At 62.1% G+C, this 17,596-nt stretch carries 12 protein-coding genes; 1 reads left to right on the top strand and 11 read right to left on the bottom strand.

Features of this window, described 5'->3' with window-relative positions; all coding sequences use genetic code 11:
- Window positions 1–128 precede the first annotated feature (128 nt).
- Window positions 129–3,515 (bottom strand): TonB-dependent receptor, encoded by a 3,387-nt coding sequence (locus tag AC6IZO_RS01180; protein ID WP_497807153.1) that lies wholly within the window; start codon window positions 3,513–3,515, stop codon window positions 129–131.
- 349 nt (window positions 3,516–3,864) lie between these two features.
- On the opposite strand from AC6IZO_RS01180, the gene AC6IZO_RS01175 reads away from it, so the two are divergent.
- Window positions 3,865–5,232: an APC family permease gene (locus AC6IZO_RS01175; protein ID WP_497807151.1), complete on the top strand. Its 1,368-nt coding sequence runs from the start codon at window positions 3,865–3,867 to the stop codon at window positions 5,230–5,232.
- 267 nt (window positions 5,233–5,499) lie between these two features.
- Here AC6IZO_RS01175 and AC6IZO_RS01170 read toward each other — a convergent pair whose 3' ends face one another.
- The 10 genes from AC6IZO_RS01170 to AC6IZO_RS01125 all read right to left on the bottom strand — a co-directional run bounded on the left by AC6IZO_RS01170 (window position 5,500) and on the right by AC6IZO_RS01125 (window position 17,581).
- Entirely contained in the window at window positions 5,500–6,981 is a 1,482-nt protein-coding gene (locus AC6IZO_RS01170; RefSeq protein WP_497807149.1) for a sodium:solute symporter, read from the bottom strand.
- A 21-nt stretch (window positions 6,982–7,002) separates the two neighbouring features.
- Window positions 7,003–8,124, bottom strand: a complete 1,122-nt coding sequence (locus AC6IZO_RS01165) for a dipeptide epimerase (RefSeq protein ID WP_497807147.1) — start codon at window positions 8,122–8,124, stop codon at window positions 7,003–7,005.
- Window positions 8,121–9,020, bottom strand: coding sequence for a C40 family peptidase (locus AC6IZO_RS01160; protein WP_497807145.1), 900 nt, complete (start codon window positions 9,018–9,020; stop codon window positions 8,121–8,123). The genes AC6IZO_RS01165 and AC6IZO_RS01160 overlap by 4 nt, the downstream gene beginning before the upstream one ends.
- A 53-nt stretch (window positions 9,021–9,073) precedes the next feature.
- Window positions 9,074–11,653: a glycoside hydrolase family 2 protein gene (locus tag AC6IZO_RS01155; RefSeq protein WP_497807143.1), complete on the bottom strand. Its 2,580-nt coding sequence runs from the start codon at window positions 11,651–11,653 to the stop codon at window positions 9,074–9,076.
- Between the two features lie 247 nt (window positions 11,654–11,900).
- Window positions 11,901–12,860 (bottom strand): serine hydrolase, encoded by a 960-nt coding sequence (locus tag AC6IZO_RS01150; RefSeq protein ID WP_497807141.1) that lies wholly within the window; start codon window positions 12,858–12,860, stop codon window positions 11,901–11,903.
- Window positions 12,861–13,054: 194 nt separating this feature from the next.
- Window positions 13,055–14,251 carry a molybdopterin molybdotransferase MoeA gene (locus AC6IZO_RS01145; protein WP_497807139.1) on the bottom strand — a complete coding sequence of 399 codons (1,197 nt, stop codon included), beginning with the start codon at window positions 14,249–14,251 and terminating at the stop codon, window positions 13,055–13,057.
- A 22-nt stretch (window positions 14,252–14,273) separates the two neighbouring features.
- Window positions 14,274–14,936, bottom strand: coding sequence for an ABC transporter ATP-binding protein (locus AC6IZO_RS01140; RefSeq protein WP_497807137.1), 663 nt, complete (start codon window positions 14,934–14,936; stop codon window positions 14,274–14,276).
- On the bottom strand, window positions 14,933–15,625 hold the full coding sequence (locus AC6IZO_RS01135; protein ID WP_497807135.1) for an ABC transporter permease: 693 nt from the start codon (window positions 15,623–15,625) through the stop codon (window positions 14,933–14,935). The genes AC6IZO_RS01140 and AC6IZO_RS01135 overlap by 4 nt, the downstream gene beginning before the upstream one ends.
- A 3-nt stretch (window positions 15,626–15,628) precedes the next feature.
- Window positions 15,629–16,540 carry an ABC transporter substrate-binding protein gene (locus tag AC6IZO_RS01130; protein WP_497807133.1) on the bottom strand — a complete coding sequence of 304 codons (912 nt, stop codon included), beginning with the start codon at window positions 16,538–16,540 and terminating at the stop codon, window positions 15,629–15,631.
- A gap of 9 nt (window positions 16,541–16,549) precedes the next feature.
- A complete protein-coding gene (locus AC6IZO_RS01125; protein ID WP_497807131.1) occupies window positions 16,550–17,581 on the bottom strand; it encodes a ThiF family adenylyltransferase in 1,032 nt (343 codons plus the stop codon).
- Between the last annotated feature and the right edge of the window lie 15 nt (window positions 17,582–17,596).

Genomic DNA, 17,596 nt, shown 5'->3' with positions numbered 1-17,596 from the left:
ACAACTCCCGGGGTGTTACGAAGGAAATGCGGGAGACAGACGGCAGGTTCACCGCCTGCCTCCCGCGTCAAGTTCGGCCAGACGCTCCGCGGAACACCTCAGCGAGGCATTCCGCGTGGCATCGTGGATTAGAAGAGGATCTTCGCCGCCAACTGCAACGTACGGCCGTCACGGCTGCCCGTGACCTTGCCGTAGGTCGAAGTCGATGACATGCTGGTGCCAATCGTCGTCGGGTTGGCGTGGTTGAACAGGTTGAAGCCCTCGAAGCGGAACTGCGTGCTCACCTTTTCGAAGATCTTCAGGTTCTTCATCAGGGCCATGTCATAGCGCCACAGTCCGGGGCCAGTGACCGAGCCACGGTGTTCGGTCGGAACCACACCGGAAAGCGTCGGGTAAGTGAACGCCGCTTGGTTGAACCAATTCGTCCAGCTGTGCGCCGCTCCAGAATTCGGATCCGAGATCTGATCCGGACGAATGCTGGAAATGCGGCCGTAACCCGCCGTTCCCGCAACAAAGAAGCCGCTCATCATCGGATCGCCTTCCGCTCCCGCTTTACCCAGAACAGTGAGAGGCAGTCCGCTGTTGACGGTCAGGATGCCGGAAGCTTCCCAACCACCGAGCACGTGTCCCACAAACCCCTTCTGCGACGCAAACCACGGCGTGTCGTAGACAAAGTTGGCGCTGAAGACGTGACGGCGGTCCAGCGTGGCACGGCCGTATTCGCACTCAACGCAGTAGGTGTACATCACGCCGGTCGAACGATCCGTCTGGTTGTTGGTCAGGTTCTTCGACCAGGTGTAGAACGCGCCGAAGGTCGTGTTCTTGCCGAACTGCTTCTTCACCGAGGCCTGAAGACCGTGGTAGTTGGACTTGAACCGGGGCGAAAGCAGACCGATCGACTCAAAGCCCTGGTACGGACGGTACTTGTTCAATGCACTGCCGCAATCCACAGTGGCTTTATAGATGCCATTCGAGAGGCAGCCAGACAGAACGCCACCAGCAGCGGCAACACCCGGTGCAACCTGGTTGATGTCGATAAGACCCGTCAGATGACGGCCCTCATTTCCCACATAACCCAGGTCCACCATCCAGCCCTTGCCGAACTCCTGCTGCACATCCAGGTTCCAGCTCAAGGTGTATGGCGTCTTCCAGTTGGGGTCGGTGCCGTAGAGGCTCTGCGGCCGCGCATTGGCTCCCGCCACATCCGGGGACGAGATGAAAGTCCCGAGGCTGGAGTCTGCGGAGTTATTGAAGATGTTGTCTTCAATGAGACCGGCCGCAACCGAGTCATAGAACATGCCAAAGCCGGCGCGGACGGACGTCTTGCCCTTGCCGTACGGGTCCCACGCGATACCGACGCGCGGAGCGAAGTTGAGATTGTTCTGGCGGGTAATGAACTTGCCGTAGGAGGAGTTGACGTCGCCCACAACGTAACCGTTGGTTCCGGCCGCCGCGGTGATGATGTTTCCGTTGGCATCAATGGTTGCCGCGTTCGCCGCGCTGTACTGCGCCGGATCGAACGAGGGCAGGTTCTTGCCCTCAGCCCACGGAGTCTGGAAGTACGAGTAGCGGAGTCCGTAGCTGACGGTCAGGTTCGGCAGAACGCGCCACTGATCCTGTCCATAGACTTCAAACAGGTTCTGCTTGATGTTGGCATTGAAATCCGCCGACGACTGAGATATCCCCAGCGCAGAGTAACCCAGCAGGAAATTTGCCCAATCCTGACTGATCGCATCGGACGCCGCATAGTTCGAAGAGTCGAACGAGTACGTGCCGGCATTGTTTCCGGCTGCGTTCTCTTCCTTCTGGTAGCGGTTATAGGAGACGCCGAACTTCATGGCGTGCTTTCCCTGCGTCCAGCTGAAGTTGTCGAACAGGTTGTGGTTCCGGTTATAGTCGCGGTACTGGCCGAAGCTCCCGAATGTCCCGTTGTTAAAGTCGTCAAAATAGACGGTCGGGATGCGGTTCAGCGTCACGCCGTACGGCAGGTTCACCGCGCTCGCCACGTCCGGCGAGTTGGTGCGCGCCGCCAGGCCGGTCGGATCACTGGTGATCGCGCCGTAGGAGTAAGCGTAGCCAACTTCGTTGTACAACTTTTCCGAGATCTGGAAGGTCGCGCGAGCCATGAACTGGTGGCCCGGCGAGTTGGTCTTGGTATTGCCGATGCCCGGCAGATAGGACTGCGGCCCGAACAGGCCGTAAGGCTCTTCCGTCGGAATCGAGTCGTTGATGAAGCGGCCCATCAGGGCAATCTTCGAAGTCAGCAGGTGGTCGATGCGATACAGTTCCTCGCGGTAGTTGAAGACACCCGCGGCCTGCGAAGACACATCCGTGCCATTCACAGAAAGACCCGGCATGGCTGCAACCTTGCTGAAGACATCCTTGATGTACGCAGCGGCAATTGGGTTGAAGTTCGCAGGGGCGATCGAGGTGCCGGTCGCCGCGCAGGAACCGTCGCTGTTGATCGCCGTACATACCGTGCTGGAGAAGTTACCAGCCAGCATGTCCGCGGTGGGCAGCGTCGAACTCTTGGTGACCGGCGTGGTCACGCGGCGGACTTCTTCACTGAAGAAGAAGAACGTTTTGTCCTTCTTCTCATAGATGCCGGGGATGTAGACCGGACCGCCGATGGTGCCACCAAAGTCGTTGTACCGCAGCACCGGACGCGCCAGGCCCTTGAACTTGTTATACGGCGTGTTGGCGTTCAGCCAGTCGTTGCGGAAGAACTCATACAGCGAACCGTGGAGCTGGTTGCTGCCGGAGCGGGTCACAACGTTGATCTGACCCGACGCCGAACGACCAAACTCAGGAAGGTAGCCGCTGCGCTCAACCTTGAATTCCGAAATCGCATCAACGCTGGGATAAACCAGCAGGGTGATGTTGGAACCGTGGTCCAGGTTGTCGGCGCCGTCAATCGTCCAGTTGTTCTGGCTCTGGCGCTGGCCGTTGATGGCGAAGGAGACGATGTTGACCTGGCCGCTCGGGTTCGTGGTGCCGACGTAAATCTGGTCGGAAGCGTTGCTGGTAACGCCCGGCTGCAGGGTGACCAACTGCTCGTAGTTGCGGTTGTTCAGCGGCAGTTCGCGAACCTGCTGACCGGCGATGAGGCCTTCAACGGCCGCCGTGTCCAAGTTCACCTGATCCGGCGAGGCTTCCACCTGCACGGTTTCCGAACTGCTGCCCGGAACCAGCTGGGCATCGATTGTCAGGCGATCGCTGACGTTGAGCACGATGTCCTTGTGGATTACCGTGCGGAACCCGGTGGCCGTGACGGTCACCGAATATTTGCCCACCGGCAGCAGCGGGGCGACAAATTCACCCGCCGGACCTGTGTGCAGTGTACGGATTGCCTGTCCGCGATCCGTGTTGGTGACTGTCACCAGCGCATTCGGTACAACCGCGCCAGTGGAGTCTGTGACAGTGCCGCGTATCTGTCCGGTGATTTCCTGCGCGGAACCCACCAGCGATGCGACAAGCACCAAGATGAGCAGGAGCAGCATGGTTCTGAAGCGCATTCGGCCTCCTGAAACTCGGTGAATAGTGTTTGAAGCGTTCGACCATCTCTACATGTTCGTACATGTTCGTTTATGGTCGTTGTAGACCGAACACGCTACTCTGGGTCGCCCCTCAAAGTCAATCCTTTTTGTCATGGCGAAAATCGCCTGCATTCCCACAAAATCCTTATCTTTCACCACTATTTCTAATTCCCATGAACTCGATAAGGAAAATGAATTCTCCCGTCGGATTTCTGCCGGAAAAACGATTGTCCGAACGAATCCGACCTGATATGTTCAAAAACATTCATCCCGGCGGGCCGCTCGCGCCGCGCTTGCTCCTGCGGGGCCGCCGCTCCTCAGGAGAGCCATGTCCAGCGCCGCCTCGTCTTCGTCCAGTTCCGCCCCGGCCCTGCGCCGTTCGCTCACCCTGTGGAACCTGATCATCTACGGCATCATCATCATTCAGCCCATCGCGCCCATGGGCATCTTCGGCGGCATCGCCAACAAGGCCCGCGGACACGTCGTCACCACCATCCTGATCGCCATGGTGGCCATGATGTTCACCGCCCTCAGCTACGGCAAAATGGCGCGCGTCTACCCCAGCGCCGGCTCGGCCTACACTTACGTCGGCAGCGAACTTAGTCCGCTGCTCGGCTACCTGACCGGCTGGAGCATGGTGATGGACTACCTGCTCAACCCGCTCATCTGCATCATTCTGTGCAGCGACCTCTCGCGGAACATCATTCCGCAGATTCCGCACGCGCTCTGGGCCGTCTTCTACGCCCTGCTGTTCACCATGCTGAATCTGCGCGGGGTCAAAACCTCGGCGCGAGTGAACAACATCATGGCCGCCGGCATGAGCGTGGTGGTTGTCGTCTTCCTCATCGTCGCCTTTCGCTACATCTTCGGCATGGAGCCAAAGCTCCCCGGCTTCTACACCCGGCCGTTCTACGACCCGCAGAATTTCTCCCGCGTCGCGGTCTTCCAGGGCACGTCGCTGGCGGTGCTCACCTACATCGGCTTTGACGGCATCTCCACGCTCTCCGAAGAGGTTGAGAACCCTCGCCGCAACATCCTGCTGGCCACCGTGCTGGTCTGCCTGATTACCGGCCTGCTGAGTTCGGTAGAGGTCTACGCCGCGCAGCTTGTCTCGCCCTGGACGCAGGCGCTCACCCAGCCCGACACTGCTTATGTCGACATCGCGGGCAAGGTCGGCGGCATGCGCCTCTTCCATTTGCTAAACCTCACGCTGCTGGTGGCCAACATCGGCTCCGGCATGGGCGCACAGTTGGGCGCGGCGCGCCTGCTCTACGGCATGGGACGCGGCAACGCGCTGCCCAAGGGCTTCTTCGGCAGAATCGACGAGCGCAGCGGCATCCCGGCCAACAACGTGCTCCTCATCGGCGTGCTCGCCCTTGGCGGCGCCTTCCTGATGAGCTATGAGGCCGGTGCCGAACTGCTGAACTTCGGCGCCTTCATCGCCTTCATGGGCGTGAACATGGCCGCGTTTGTGCGCTACTTTGTACGCGACGGGCGTCGAGGCCCCAGCGGATTCCTCTTCCACCTCTTCTGCCCGCTGGCAGGCTTTGCCATCTGCGCCTTCATCTGGTGGAACCTGGCGCTGACCACGAAGATCTTTGGCGTGCTCTGGCTGGCAGTTGGCGTGGCCTATGGCGCACTGAAGACGCGCGGCTTCCGCCGTGAGCTGGTCAGCTTTGAGGCTCCCTCCGACTAACCGGCAGGCAAGCAACTTCCCGTGCCCCACTTCTGCCCTCCGTCGGCAGAAGTGGGTTCATACGTCCATAGATCGACCATTTCGCCGCGACGATGTTTCCGCCGCCGTCCTGCGCGACAAGCTACACCAGACAACTGCCAGCATTGACGAATAGAAACTTTGCACGCCTGCGCGAAGGCCGGGGCGCAGGGATCCTTCGCTGCGCTCAGGATGACAGCCCGCGAGATGAATGGGATTTGTGAGGAGGATTGACCCGCGGGAGGGCGCTTAGTGCGCGCCCTCCGCGATCGTCTGGTTCTTTTCTTTGAGCACAAAGCTGGCGGCGTAGCCCACGATGAAGGCCGTGGTGCTGCCCAGTGCTACATACCAGGTGTAAGGCACCTTGGTGCACTGCCACAGGTAAACGTTGAGCACAAATCCGGCGAGCATGCCTGCCATAGCTCCGCGCTCGGTGGCCTTCTTCGTCAGCACGCCAAGCAGGAAGACCCCAAGCAGTCCGCCATAGGAAACCGAGGCGATGGAGAGGCCGACCTCCAGCACTTTGCCGCCGCCGCGCGCCACAATCGCCAGTGCAAACAGCACCACGCCCCAGCACACGGTCGAAAGCCGCGAGACGAACATGCGGTGCTTCTCCGTGGCCTGCGGCGCAATGCGCGAATAGAAATCCACCACTGTGGTCGAAGACAGCGAATACAGCGCCGCGCTCAAGTTGGACATGGCCGCCGCCAGAATGGCCGAGATCAGCAGCCCGCTGATGCCATGCGGCATATGAGTCACCACGAAGGCCGGAAAGATGGTGTCCGTGCGGGTGAAGGCCGTTTCCGGCGGCATCAGCTTGTAGAAGACGTAGAGCATGGCGCCGATCAGCAGGAACAGCGCAAACTGCGCCAGCACCACCACGCCGCTCATCAGCAGAGCCATCTTGGCCTGCCGCTCGCTGCGTGAGCTGAGCAGCCGCTGCACGATGAGCTGATCGGTGCCATGGCTCGCAGTGGTCAGGAACGCGCCGCCGATGACGCCGGACCAGAACGTGTAGGTCGCCCAGAAGTTCCACGAGAAATCGAACATGCGGAACTTGTTCGCCGCGCTCGCCACCTGGTAGACCGTGGGCCAGCCTCCGGGGACAAGGTGGATGATGGTGAAGAAGCCGATGATGGTGCCGGTCAGGTAGACCGAGAGTTGAATCACGTCGGTCCAGATGACGGCCGACATGCCGCCCTTGAACGTGTAAGCCAGCGTCAGCACGGTGACGATGGCGATGGCGGCCACGTCACGCGCGAAGTCGCTGTGGTGCCCGAGCAGAGGCCCCAGCGCAATGCCCACAACAATCGCCACGGCAAACACGCGGACACCCTCGGCTGCCGCGCGCGTCAGCAGGAACAGCCCTGCGGTGAGCGAGCGCAGCCGCTTGCCAAACCGCCGGTCGATGAGCTGATAGGCGGTGACAAGGTCTCCGCGGAAATAGTGCGGAATGAGCAGCAGGCAGATGATGACGCGCCCGACCAGGTAGCCGAGCACCAGTTGCAGAAAGCGGAAGTCCTTGTCGAAGGCCATGCCCGGCACGCTGATCACGGTCAGCGTGCTGGTTTCGGCCGCAACAATGGAGAGCGCAATGGCCCACCACGGAATCGTCTGCTCGGCGAGAAAGTAACTCTTCAGCGTCTGGTTCTTCTTAAAGTGCATGCCAAACGCCGTGACCGCCACCAAATACACGGCGATCACAACGAGGTCCAGCGCATTCAATCCCATGGCTCTCCGCTTCCGTGCCGGTTAACCGGCAATGACCTTCAGTCCCAGGCCCGGAGCCTTGGGCAGAATCAGTTTTCCCTTCTCGAACTTCACACCTTCATACGGATCGTTGGCGATGAGCAGCGGCCCGTCGAGATCGGGGTAGTCCACCAGCGGCGCCAGGTGCGCGGCCGCCGTGCAGGAGCAAGAGCTGCTGATCATGCAACCGAGCATCACCTTCATGTCGAGCGCGCGTGCCATCTTGATCCAGCGGTAGGCCTCCATGATGCCGCCCGACTTGTCGAGCTTCACGTTGATGCCGTCGTAGGCTTCCTTCAGCTTCGGAATCAGCGCGGCGCTGGTGCAGGCTTCGTCGGCGATGATGGGCAGGTGCACCTTGCTGCGCACGTAGCGGATCTCCTCGAACATGTGCGCAGGCATCGGCTGTTCAATCAGCTCCACGCCCTGCAACTCCAGCCAGTTGATCTTGCGGATCGCCTCTTCCTTGTCCGTCCAGCCCTCGTTGGCGTCCACACGCAGCGGCTTCTTGGTCACGCTGCGGATGGCCTCGATGGTCTCTTCATCGCTCTTGAGGCCGACCTTCACCTTCAGCACCGGATACTGCTCGGCCTCGCGCGTCTTCTGCCGCGTGATCTCCGGCGTGTCAATGCCGATGGAGAAGGTTGTGACCGGAGCCATCGCCGGGTCGAGTCCGAAGTATTCATACAGCGGCACGCCCAGGCGCTTGCCCAGCCAGTCGCAGATGGCAATGTCAACGGCCGCCATGGCCGCGTGCTGCCCGTCGCCGAGCGCCTTGCGGATCGATGCCAGCATCACGTCAAACTGGCGCGGATCGCCCGCGAGGATCGCCGGTTTGATGGCGTCGATGGCCTGCTTCGCCTGCTCGGGAAACTCCTTGTAGCGCACGATTGGCGCGCCTTCGCCGTAGCCGGTAATGCCGTCATGCGTGTACTGCACATGCACGGTGTCACGGTAGGCGCTCGACGACATGGTGGTCGTCCAGGTGTGGCGCAGGTTCAGGCGCTTCAGCTCAACCTTCACCTCGGTCGGGCCGCCCTTCTTCGTGGAAGCTTCACTGGTTGTCGTCATTGCCGCCGCCGCGCAGGCTGCGCCTGCCATCTTCATCCATTCCCTGCGATTCACTGCTTCACCCTCCGCGCCGCCACCAGGAGCTTGGTCCACGGCATGTCGTCCAGCTTGCTGATCTGCACCATTGGATGCTCGTGTGTGGTGTCGTGTATGAACTCGCCGCCACCGATGTACATGCCCGTGTGCGTAATCTTGTCGAGGCTCTCGCCGAAGAACAACAGGTCGCCCGCTTGGAGTTCCTCGCGCTTTACCGGCACCACGCCGCTCCAGCTCGCCTGCACGTCGGCGTCGCGGGGCATCAGGATGCCGCGCTGCCGCACCACCATCTGCGTGAAGCCCGAGCAGTCAAAGCCGTAGCTCGACGTGCCGCCCCAGGTGTAGGTGACGCCGAGGAAGCGCCGTGCCACTTGCAGGCTCTCCTCGATCGTCAGCGGCTTGAAGTCGGCGCTGACATCGCCTTTCTGCACGTAGGCCTGCTCGCCGGTCGCCAGCTTCACCTTCAGCCAGCGTTCGCCGCTGCCCACCTTCTCCGGCAGCACTTCCAGCCGCGCCTCCCACGGAAGGTTCAACACCGGCGCGTGCTTGGTCACATCCGGCTCGCGGTAGACGTTGGCGCTCTTCTGCACCACGCGCACCACGCGGCCCGCCGGAGCATATTCGCCAACTCCAGCCAGCAGCTCCTCGCTGCGTACCCATCCGGTGTAGTCGTCCGCCGTGCGGACCTCCACCCATCCCTCACTGGCCCGCAGCGCGTGCACACCCGCGCCATACAGCGCCTGCGAGACCACTTCGCTGTCCGCCGAGGCCTTGGCATACATGTTCACCACCGGCCGCGCCACCACCAGTTCCGGCTTGGGGGTAGAGGCTTGCGCCCACACCATCGCCGCCGGAGCCGCCAGCATCAGCAGCACCCACATCATGCGCACAACCATCGCGCCGTCCATCTTCATTCCACCGCTCCTGCAAGCTGCCATCTTCGACTTCCATCCCCCGGACTTGCCTTCTACTGAGCCTTGCCCGCGGAGCCTGCGATCCGGTGCTCCACGTTCCAGCCTTCCACCTGCACCGAGAACTTCTGCGCTCCATCCACCAGATGGAAGCGCAACGTGCGCGTCTCACCCGGCAGCAGAGAGATGAAGTTATCGTCCCACAGAATCGGTGCGATCAGCTCATCTTTCCCCGGCTTCACGGCTTCGGCGTGGACCATGAAGGCCACGCTCTTGCCTGTGTTCTGCAGCCGCAGCACGCCGCCGCTGGCCGTCACCTGCTCCAGACGCGCGCTCACCGTGGCCTTCGGCAGCTTCTCCAGCGCTGTCAGGTCTGCATAGCGCGCAGCCGGCGTGTAGAAGTAGTTGCTCTTCTCCCACTGCAGGTCGGCCAGCGCCTTCGGCACCACGTAGAAGTTCCCGCTCAACATGTGGCCCTTGGCGTCGCGCAAGTCCAGCTTCAGGAAGGTTGCCTCCGTCTGCGCGGGGACCGTGATGGTGTGTGCAACCGCGTCGGGTGCAAGGTCGAGCGCCTGTTCCTTTGAGAACGTCTGCTGCCCATCGAGGCTGAACACCTGCGCCTTGACCGTGAGCTGCTTCTGCTCCGCCAGCGTCGAGTTCACAACGTCCACCGTGCGCTCGTCGTAGCGATACTGCACGTGCACCGGCTCGTTGGCCTTGCGGGTGCCAAAGTAGCCGCCCGCCGGAACCAGATAGTAGTCGTACAGGTGCCAGATAAATTCCGGCCACGCGTTGTTCAGCATCCACTGAATCACGCCGGTCGAGGTGTACTTGTTTGCCGAATAAGCCTCGAACATCGCGCGCTCGCCGTCGTAGGCCATCCACTGCGCCTTGCGGTTGTAGTCGTCAAAACCGGTGGCCTTGCCGAACTGCGCTTCCATGGCGGCGTTGAAGTTGTTGTACTGCGCAAACTTTCCGATTCCGGCGTGGAAGTTCCACTGCGCATCCTGCGGCCACCAACTCTCTTTCGGCAGCGTGCGGCGGATGCTCTCCGGCAGCGGAATTGCAGGCCCCGGACCGGTCTCCGTGTTGTAGCCGTAGGCGCCGCCGAGCTTGGCCTTGTCCAGATACCAATATTCCGGCGGCACATAGTCGTACGGGCCGCTCATCTTGACACCGCTCGCTCCGGTCACCTTGGTTGGCGTTGCCGAGGCGGAACTGACAAACGGATTCGGCCAGTCGCGCTCTTTAAGGATGTCGATGTAATCCTGCTCGACATCCGCCGGTGGCGGCCCGTCGCTGCCGTTCAGCCACACAAACACGCTGGGATGCTGGCGCAGGCGGCTGATCTGGCTGTGCAGCGAGGCCTTCGAAATCTCGTGGTCTTCAGGCGTCCACTTGTTCCAGTGCTCCCAGTGGTCGCAGCAGCACCACCCGGCCATGATGAGGATGCCCATCTCGTCGGCCATGCGGAACATCGATTCGCTGCCGAGCTTGCCTTCGAGCCGCACCGTGTTCAGCCCCATGTGCTGCACGTACTCCAGCTCCTGGCGCAGACGCTTGTCAGGCTCGCGGTAGAAAACGTCCGGCGACCAGCCCGCGCCGCGGATGAGAATGTTGCGGCGGTTGATGCGGAACTGGCGGTGCCCCTCGGCATTTACGTCGCCCTGCACCTCGCGGATGCCGAAACGCGTGGCCTCCTCGCCGGAGACCTTGCCCTCGACCGATACGGTGACCGTGAGCTTCTCCAGGTGCGGCTTGCCGTACTGTGCCGGCCACCACGGCTGCGGATGCGCCACAACCAGTTGCTTGAACTCCGCGGGCGTAAAGCGCACGGAGCGCGTTTCGTTCGCCTTCAACTCCACCGTCTGCTCAACCGTTGCGCCGCAGAGCGTGGCGCGCACCGTGGCCTTCACAGGCGCGTCGGTCGCGTTTTCCACATCGGTTACCACGGTCAACTCGGCGGCGCTCAGCGCGTCGTCCGTGAAGTGCGTGGTCACCGCCGAATTGCGCACCGCCACCGGTCCGCTCTCATCGAGGTAGACCTCGCGCCAAAGCCCCAGGCTCTTGTCGGCAGGGGCATGGTTCCAGTCCACAAAATTGATGCCGAGATCGTTCTCCGTCTGGGTAAAGACCTCGACGGCCACCACGTTGTGCCCCGGTTTCAGCAGCTTGGAAACTTCAAATTCATAGGCGCGGTAGGCGCCGGCAACCTGCTTGGTGTCCGCGAGCTTGTGCCCGTTCAGCCAGATGTTGGCGCGGTAGTTGATGCCCGCAAAGTGCAGCCACTTCCTGCGCCCATCGTTCGCCGACGTGAACTCCGTGCGATACCACCACGAGGCGTGGTAGGGGCTGCTGTCGGACATGGGCAGGTTGGCGAAAATCTTGCCTTCGGGATAATCCGTGCCGGGAATGTCGCGGAAGTTGCGGCCGTAGAAGGGGTCTTTGACGCCGAGCTTTCCGGCCGCGAGCTGCGCTGCCAGTACTGTGCTCGGAACGGTGGTGCGAATCCATGTGGAGTCGGCCTTGAAGTGCGTGGTGCTCAGCGTGGCGCCGTCAAAGTTCTGTCCAGCGGAGGAATGCAGTTGCCAGCCTTCACGCAGTTCCAGCCTAGGCGCGGTCGCGGCCTTCCGCACCGCTCCACGCGCCACCACCTGCGCAGACGCCCCCAGGGAACACACCAGCAATACGGCACAAAGCCTGGCAAAGAGATTGCACTTCGAACGACCGGCAGGACGGCACTTCATCGGCGACCTCGGCGGCGAAGACGTGTAAGGCTGTCCTCATCCGAACAGAAATGAACATATTAGAACAAAGTCGTTCACCGCTGGCAATCGCTTTCGCAGCCACCTTACCCCGCGGCAAGTTTCGCGGAAAAGCCGTCTATTGCGCCAGTGTGCGGCCGTACTCCGAAGCGGTCTCCACCTGCGAGAAATATTGGTAGGCGATCTGCGAAATCTGGCTGATGGTTTCTTCCGCCTCGTGCCCGTTGGCCGCGTAGGTGGTGAAGACCGAGATGATGTATGGATGTTTCTTCAGCAGCACAATGCCCACGTCATTGCGCACGGCGTCGAGTTCGCCCGGCTTGTTGGCAATGGCGACCTCTTCCGGCAGCAGACGCGGAATCCAACTGTCTTTATAAGTGGAGAGCAGGCGCAGCAGATCGTCGCTGGAGGCGCGGTTGACGATGCGCGCGCGGTAGATGTCTTCCAGCAGCCGGGCCATCTCGCGCGGCGTGGAGACATTCTCGCGGCCTTCCTTGGCCGCCGTGCCGTCCATCATCTTGCGGCGCAGGCGGGTCTGAGGCAGGCTGGCGGCGTCAAGCATGTGGTTCACCTTTTCCATGCCCACGCGATCGATGAGGATGTTGGTGGCCGAATTGTCGCTGACGGTGACGACGAAGCCTGCCAGGTCGCGGTTGGTCACGCGGGTCACGCCCGGCGTCAGGTTGCCGAGGATGTAGCTGTCGGGCGCAAGGTCCTTGGTGTCGACCACGTAGGTGTCCGCGAGCTTGGCACCCGTGGCAGTCTCCGACTGGCGGTAGAGTTCGGTAAGCAGCGCCACCTTGATGCAGCTTGCCGTGGGGAACACGTCGTCGCCATTGATGCTGAACTCGCGGCCATCAGCGAGGTCGCGGATGGTGACGCCGGCCACGCCGTGGAATTCCTGCGCCTTGCGCTCCACGTCATGCCGCATCTTCTCCCACAGCAGTTCGCGCGTGTGCAGCGCGGCGGAAGCGCCCGCACTCTTTGCCGTGGAAGATTCATGCGTGGCCTGTGCCAACGCCAGCGGAGAGCCGGCCAGCACGGCCAGCAGCAGCAATGTTGCAGCAGATTTCAGCATCGGTCCCCTTGCGGCCCGCAGGCCAATGGCTGGGCAATGCGCGAAAAAACGCTCGCGCGGCCCGGCGGAGCACACCTGAATTGAATGTGGTCTAGCCTATCGCCCACGGCGCGCAGCGTCAACGCAACGCACGACGAACGCAGATGAGGGGATTCAATGCCTGTGCCGCGGCCTCTGCGGGCCGCTGGCAGCGCCTACATCAGATGAACGTCGACTTCGTCGCCCGGAGCAAATGAAGTCCGCCCGGACGGAAGAACGGCCCAGCCGTCGGAGTGCACCAGCGTGTTCAACATGCCGGTCGCCTGGTCTCCGGCGTCGAAGGCCAGCAGTGTTCCATCGCGCTCTTCCAGCCGCACGCGCAGCAAGCGCACCACGCCTTCGCGCTTGCCGACCTGCGATTGCAGCACGGCCCGCAGCATTCTTGGCAGCACCTGCGCGTGCCCCATGGCCTTGCGCAACGCAGGCTTCACAAACTCCGCAAAGGTCAGCATGGAGGCCACAGGGTTTCCCGGCAGGCAGAAAACCAAAGTTTTACCACGCATGCCGAAGGTTGTCGGCCCGCCCGGACGCATGGACACCGAATGGAACACCTGCTCAAATCCGAGATCGGTGAGCACCTTGCGCACTAGGTCACGCTCGCCCACGGAGACGCCCGCCGAAGTGATGAAGACGTCGGCCTTCAGACCCTCGGTCATCTTCTCCACGTGGCTGGCTTCGTTGTCGCGCGCAATGCCCAGCAGGCGAACCTCCGCGCCGCAGGCACGCGCCGAGGCCGCCAGTGAAACTCCATTGCTGTCGATCACCTTGCCGGGAGCAGGACGGCTGCCCAGCTCGAGCACTTCATCGCCGGTGGAAAGAATGGCAACCACGGGGCGGCGATGCACGGCAATCTGTGTGCGTCCAAGCGAGGCCATCAGGCTGATCTCCGCCGGGCGAACCACGGCTCCGGCCGGCAGCGCAACCTCTCCGGTATGGAAATCCGAGCCGGTGAAGCGCACGTGCTGGTGCAGCTTCACGGCCTTCTTCGGCGTGACAAAATCGCCTTCGGCCTCGGCGTGCTCAAACGGCACCACTGCGTCGGCACCCTTCGGCAGGCGTCCGCCAGTCATGATCCGGACGGCACAGCCGGGCGTGACTTCAAACTCCGCATCCGAACCGGCGGTAATCACGCCGAGCACATGCAAGCGAGCGCCTTCGGTGCAGTCGGCGGTGCGGACAGCGTAGCCATCCATCGCCGAGTTGTCGCACAGCGGCATCTCCCACGGCACGGAAACGTCCTCGGCCGTAACCAGACTGAGTGAATCGATAAGATCGACAGATTGGGCTTCAAGGGGAGTAACGCGTTCCAGAACCAGGCGCCGGGCTTCTTCAAAGGTTGGCAAAACTTTCACCCGAAATCTTTCTTGGAGAAGTCTACCCGGCAACGCCGAGCAGCTTCCCGTCTTCCAAGTAGATTACTTTCCCTCCGAGCTTTTCGCCAAGCCGCTCATCGTGGCTGGCGAGCGCAATGGTGATCCCCTCGCGGTGCAACGAGACGATGAGCGATTCCAGCAGCGCCACGCTGGCGCGGTCCACGTTTGCCAGCGGCTCATCCAGCAGCAGCACCTCGGGCTTGCAGGTGAGTGCGCGCGCAACCGCCACCCGGCGCGTTTCGCCGCCGGAAAGCTTGCGCGCATTGCGCGTCTCAAACCCGGCGAGGCCCACGCGCGCAAGGTTGGTACTCACCGTTCTTCGCGTGATTTCGCGATCCCAGCCGCGCACGCGTGCGCCATAGCCTACGTTGGCGGCCACGTTGCCGGTAAACAGATACGGCGTCTGTTGCAACAGTGTCACGCGCTGGCGCAGCCGCGTGCATTCCGCCAACGACCAGCCGACAGGCTCACCAGCAAACTCCACCGTGCCACTTGCGGGCCGCGATAAGAACGCCAGCAGGTTCAACAGCGTGCTTTTGCCCGAGCCATTTGGCCCGGCCAGCACGTACAGCCCGCCCTTTTCGAGCATCAACTCGTCAAAGGCCAGCACCGGCGTACGGCCGTAGCACAGCTCAATGCCGCGCAGTTCGTACTGGAGACTCATGCGCGCCTCCCCTGCGCCAGCGTGAGGAAGATGTTCACGCCGAAGGAAATCGCCATCAGGATCAACCCGAGCGCGAGGCCGAAGGCAAACTCACCCTTACTGGTTTCGAGGGCAATCGCCGTAGTCATCGTGCGCGTATAGGAGCGGATGTTGCCGCCGAGCATCATGGCCACGCCAACTTCGGAGACGACGCGGCCGAAGCCGGCGACGATGGCCGCCATCAACCCGAAGCGGACTTCGCAGGCCATCCGCCAAAAGGCCTGCATGTTGCTGGCGCCGAGCGTGCGCGCCGTGGAGAGGATGCGCTCGTCAGCTGCCTGCAACGCTGTCAGCGTGTACATGCTGACGATGGGAATGGCGAGGATGGACTGCCCGACGATGATGGCCCGCGGCGTGAACAGCAGCCCCAGCGAACCGAATGCGCCCTGCCGGCTAAGGAAGGCGTAGACCACCAGACCCACCACCACGGTCGGCATCGCCATCAGGCTGTTGAGGATCAAGCGCAACGCGCCGCGTAGCGGAAAACGCCCAAGCGCAAGCGCGGCGCCGATGGGCACACCCGCCAGCGAGGCCAGCAGGATGGACCACAGCGCCGCGTGCAACGATACCGCCACGGCCGACATGACATCCGCATCGCGCGCCAAGATCAAGCCGAACGCGGTGCGAAGCGATTCCGAAAGAAAATTCACGCGCTACTTTTTCGAGTAGATGAAGAACACAGGGTCGCCCTGCACCTTGTAATCCTCAATGATCTTCTGGCCCTCGCGCCCGGTGATGTAGTCGATGAACTTCATCGCCAGCGCGTGCTGCACATGAGGATACTTTTGCGGATTCACGGCAATGACGCCGTACGGATTGAACAAACCGTTGGCGCCGGTCAGCGCCTGCACCTGCTCCACCGTGAGCTTGGGAGCAATTGCCTTCTTTGATTTGCCTGCCGCGCGGCTGGAGTCGTAGACGTCGACAAGATCGGTCTTGCCGTGGCGCATGGCGTTGTAGGTGCCGCGGTCGGCCAACGTGTAGGCGCGCATCTCGGTGGCCATGTTGATGACTTCACCCATGCCCTGCCCGGCCGAACGGTACCAGCCGCCTGCAGGCTTGATGCCCGCCGCCGCCCAAATCTCCTTTTCCTTCTGGTGCGTGCCGGATTCATCGCCGCGCGAAATGAACGCCGCCTGCTTGGTCGCCAGCCGGCGGAAGGCATCGGCCGCCGAGGTTGCGTGCTTCAGATCCGCCGGATCGTTCGCCGGACCAATCACGATGAAGTCGTTGTACATCACGTCGCGGCGATTCACGCCAAAACCGGCGGCGATGAACTTGTCTTCCAGAGCGCGGGCGTGCACCAGCGTCACGTCCACATCACCCTGTTCGCCCAGCTTCAGGGCCTTGCCGGTGCCAACGGCAATCACGTCTACCTTGCAGCCGCACTGTTTCTCAAATGGCGGCAATAGTACGTTCAATAGTCCCGAATTCTCCGTGGAGGTTGTGGTTGAGAGCTTCAGACGCTGCTGCGCCATGCCCAGAGAGGCCAGCAGCACGACCAGGCACACCACCGCGATGCAGCGCACGGTGGCGGAGAGGAAACAACGAGGGGGTGTCTTCATGGATTCTTGTCAGCTCCCTATGTATTTTGCGTACAAGCTGCGGGCAACGCCAACATCCGTTGTGCCCTTCAGGATCGCCCGGCCATCGGGAAACACGGTCAAATCATACCCCTCAATCTGCGCGCGCAGCGCAAATTCATTGACCTTGATGGGGCCGAGTCCTTCCAGGCGCGACGCCAGTTCCCCGAGGTCGATGTGGCGCTCGCGGTCGTGGATCTGAACCGCGTTGCGTCCGCACAGGCTGATGGGTTTGCGGTGCTTGCCCGTGAGGTAGGAGTACTGCTTCAGTCCGCAGGCGGGGCAGTCGGCTTTGGCCTCCGGCTGCGCCATCTGCACAATGTCTCCGGTCCACACATCCACAATCGTCAACTGACGGTTGAGCTGGTCAATGTTTCCGGAGAGGATCTTCAACGCGTCGGCCACCTGCAGCGAAGCGATAATGGCTGTGATCGGCGCCAGCACACCCGCAGTTTCGCAGGTCTGCTGCGCACCCGTCGGAGACTCCGGCATCATGCAGCGCAGGCAGCAGGTCTTGCCCGGAACAATGGGCATCTTCAGACCGTAGCTGCCAACCGCCGCGCCGTAGATCCACGGCTTGTTGTGGCTAAGCGCGTAGTCATTGATGAGATAGCGGGTCTCGAAGTTGTCAGTACCGTCGAGAATCAGGTCCACGTCACCAAGCAGGTCGTCGATTGTCGCCGGTGTCAGGTCGCTGATCTCCGGCTCCACGGTAATGCTGGAGTTGACGGCCTTCAGGCGCGCGGCGGCCGCTGCCGCTTTCGGCAGGGCCTCCGCAACGTCCTTCTCGTCGTAGAGCGACTGCCGCTGCAGGTTGCTCAATTCCAGGTAGTCGCGGTCAATCAGCCGCAGGAAGCCGACACCGGCGCGCGCCAGCATCTCCGCCTGCGTGCTGCCCAGCGCGCCGCAGCCGACCACGGCCACGCGCGAGGCGCAGATCTTCCGCTGCCCTTCCTCGCCAATGCCGTGGAACCGCACCTGCCGCGAGTAGCGTTCAAGCACCGCCGCATCCAACGTGCTCATCGCGTTCCCTCCGCG

This window comes from Oryzophilus luti (genome assembly GCF_059726245.1).
This window is presented reverse-complemented; position numbering and strand designations above follow the sequence as displayed.

Excerpts from the sequence above, each read along its gene's own strand:
- AC6IZO_RS01180 (WP_497807153.1), bottom strand. The coding sequence starts at position 3,515 with ATGCGCTTCAGAACCATGCTGCTCCTGCTCATCTTGGTGCTTGTCGCA.
- AC6IZO_RS01175 (WP_497807151.1), top strand. The coding sequence starts at position 3,865 with ATGTCCAGCGCCGCCTCGTCTTCGTCCAGTTCCGCCCCGGCCCTGCGC.
- AC6IZO_RS01170 (WP_497807149.1), bottom strand. The coding sequence starts at position 6,981 with ATGGGATTGAATGCGCTGGACCTCGTTGTGATCGCCGTGTATTTGGTG.
- AC6IZO_RS01160 (WP_497807145.1), bottom strand. The coding sequence starts at position 9,020 with ATGAAGATGGACGGCGCGATGGTTGTGCGCATGATGTGGGTGCTGCTG.
- AC6IZO_RS01150 (WP_497807141.1), bottom strand. The coding sequence starts at position 12,860 with ATGCTGAAATCTGCTGCAACATTGCTGCTGCTGGCCGTGCTGGCCGGC.
- AC6IZO_RS01140 (WP_497807137.1), bottom strand. The coding sequence starts at position 14,936 with ATGAGTCTCCAGTACGAACTGCGCGGCATTGAGCTGTGCTACGGCCGT.
- AC6IZO_RS01130 (WP_497807133.1), bottom strand. The coding sequence starts at position 16,540 with ATGAAGACACCCCCTCGTTGTTTCCTCTCCGCCACCGTGCGCTGCATC.
- AC6IZO_RS01125 (WP_497807131.1), bottom strand. The coding sequence starts at position 17,581 with ATGAGCACGTTGGATGCGGCGGTGCTTGAACGCTACTCGCGGCAGGTG.